The sequence below is a fragment of the Stieleria sp. genome (assembly GCF_041595215.1).
GTDB classification, from domain to species: domain Bacteria; phylum Planctomycetota; class Planctomycetia; order Pirellulales; family Pirellulaceae; genus Stieleria; species Stieleria magnilauensis.
The window spans coordinates 1-2,433 of the sequence record NZ_JBFHKV010001197.1; the positions used below are offsets into that span (position 1 = coordinate 1).

Here is a 2,433-nt window from a genome sequence, read left to right on the forward strand (position 1 = left end):
CAGATTGGTCAGCAAGACACAGGCGACGACCGGCGCGGCCACACGCAGTCCGGATTCAATCCCGATCGCGAGATGGTCGATCACCAGAGCGGACAGGGTTTGGTCGATCGAGACCGACATCGGCGGGAATCGGTGGAAACTGGTCAGCAGGGCATCGATCAACAACCGATGACCGCCGGCGGCAAACAGGATGGCGGTGACCAGCAATCCCAGCAGCCGGGAGAGTTGCGGGACCGATTCGCCGCTGGATGGATCGGCGGTCTGGGCCAGTTGCATTCCCGTGGCGTTGGAAATCAGTTCGCCAGCCAAGGCGATGCCCGAGACCAACAATTGAACGACGCCGCCGATGACCATCCCGAAAATGATCTCTCGGCCGGCGGCAAAAATGATCTCCACCCCGGAAAGCCGAATGCCGTCAGCGGGCACCGCGGCACCGACACCGGGAACCAGAACCAATGTGATCGCGAGCACCAGCAGGATTCGGATTCGCGCCGGCAAGCCGCTGGCCAACGTCGGCAACGCGATGACCAGTCCGCCGAGTCGGGCCGCGACCATCGCAAAGATCATCAGCTGGTGCAGCAGCCACTGACCGGTCACGACGCCCAACGCGTCATCCATTCCTGGTAACAACATTCCCGTGGTCACCCAGCGTTCTCCTTAATCTGCATCCTGCAAGAAACGGTGTGGGAGTCTCTCTCGATGGCCGCTCGACCGGCGTGTCTGGTTGTCATCAAAGCATCAGAACGGGCCGACGAACATGGTTTGTGTGAATTCGATCATCCGCGAGAACATCCACGGCATGCAGGCCAACAGCACCAGGCTGGAGACGATCAATTTGGGCACAAAGGAAATCGATTGGTCTTGGATCTGAAACAGGGTTTGCAACAGACCGGTGACGATACCGACGACCGCACCGATCACCAGCACGGGCGCGGCCAACAGCGCGGCCAGCATCAGGGCTTGGCGGCACAGATCAATCGCTTGGCTTGAATCGAGCGTCATTTAACCCACCGGTCCAAAACTGGCTAACAACATGCCCACGACCAAATGCCAGCCGTTGACCAGCACGAACAACAACAGTTTTAGCGGCAACGAAATCATCGCCGGTGGCAGCATGAACATGCCCATCGACATCGTGACGCTGGCGACGACGATGTCGACCACCAGGAACGGCAGGTAAATGCTGAAGCCCATCAAAAATGCAATCTTCAGTTCGCTGATCACAAACGCCGGCAGCAGCACGCGGATCGGAATGTCGGCGAACGAACTGGGGGTCGGCCCATCGGGAACCGCGTGGCGATAAAACAGGACCACATCGGCGTGATTCTTTGCCGCGGCAATTTGCTTGCTCATGAACTGGCGAACCGGCAACGCTCCGGCTTCATAGGCCTCCGCCAGCGTCATCTCGGTCTCAGGATCGCTGTACGGTTTGATCGCTTCGTCATAGACCCGCGTCCAAACCGGGGTCATCACCAGCAGCGTCATGAACAAGGAAATGCTGGTCAGCACTTGAGTCGGCGGCAGGGCTTGCAGCCCGATCGCTTGCCGCAGCAACGACAGCACGACGATGATCCGGATGTAGCAGGTCGTCATCAGCAGGATCGCCGGAGCGAGCGAGATGACCGACAGCAGCAGCATCGTTTGGATGCTGCCACCAACCTTGTCGGGGCTGGCCCAGGATTCGGGGCCACCGGCGATGGTTTCGATCGCTTCGGCCGAAAGCGAGATGGTGGGGCGTGAAACAAGCTGTGGAACTGAATCGTTCGGCGGAACCGCCCTGCCCTGCTCTGCGATGATGCTGCCCTGCTCCGCGACGACACTGCCCTGCTCCGCGACAGCGATCCCTGGTCCGGCCAGGGCCAGCAGCATCAGGGGCAGCGAAAGTCGAAGGAAGCGGTTGAGAATCATAGCCGGGTCGCGGGGGATCAGCGAACGCGGCGACCGCATCGGCCGCCGGCGACCGGGACTTTAGGAAAAACAGGCCTGAAATGGAAAGATTAGTTTTCGCCAGTTCCCCAGCACGCGGCGTGAGCCAGTGGCGCGTTGGCGCAGCCGTCACGCGCCGGTCGCTCACGCGTCCCGCTGGCGGCATGCCAGCACGTGGCGTCAGCCAGTGGCGCGTGGGGGTGGTGAATTGATCACGCGCCGGCCAACAGCCCGGCGAAGTACGCGTCGTAGCCCGCCAGCGCGCTTCCGGGGATCAACACCGTGGTCGCGTCGGGGAAGGTCACGCGGCAATCGTTGCGGACATATCCGGGGACTTTCTCGATCGTCGCTTGCTGCAGGGCGCATCGGGACAGAACGGTCAGACTGGCGGTCGCCCGGTCGGCATCGCCCTGGAGCCGAAAGCAAATCAGCGAGGAACCGATTCGGGCCAGCGCGACCGGTTGGTCATCGGTCGACAGCGTTGCATCGCTGAACACACAACGCACC

Annotated in this window: 4 protein-coding genes; all 4 read right to left on the reverse strand. The window is 61.4% G+C overall.

Going from position 1 to position 2,433, the window contains the following annotated elements:
* Positions 1-633, reverse strand: a 633-nt coding sequence (locus tag ABX749_RS29630) for a flagellar biosynthetic protein FliR (protein WP_372899211.1), incomplete at its 3' end; no start/stop codon positions are given.
* A gap of 105 nt (positions 634-738) precedes the next feature.
* On the reverse strand, positions 739-1,002 hold the full coding sequence (locus tag ABX749_RS29635; protein WP_095742551.1) for a flagellar biosynthetic protein FliQ: 264 nt from the start codon (positions 1,000-1,002) through the stop codon (positions 739-741).
* Complete coding sequence (gene fliP / locus ABX749_RS29640) at positions 1,003-1,908, reverse strand: flagellar type III secretion system pore protein FliP (protein ID WP_372899212.1); 906 nt, start codon at positions 1,906-1,908, stop codon at positions 1,003-1,005.
* A 230-nt stretch (positions 1,909-2,138) separates the two neighbouring features.
* On the reverse strand, positions 2,139-2,433 hold a 295-nt coding region (locus ABX749_RS29645; RefSeq protein WP_372899213.1), incomplete at its 5' end, for a hypothetical protein.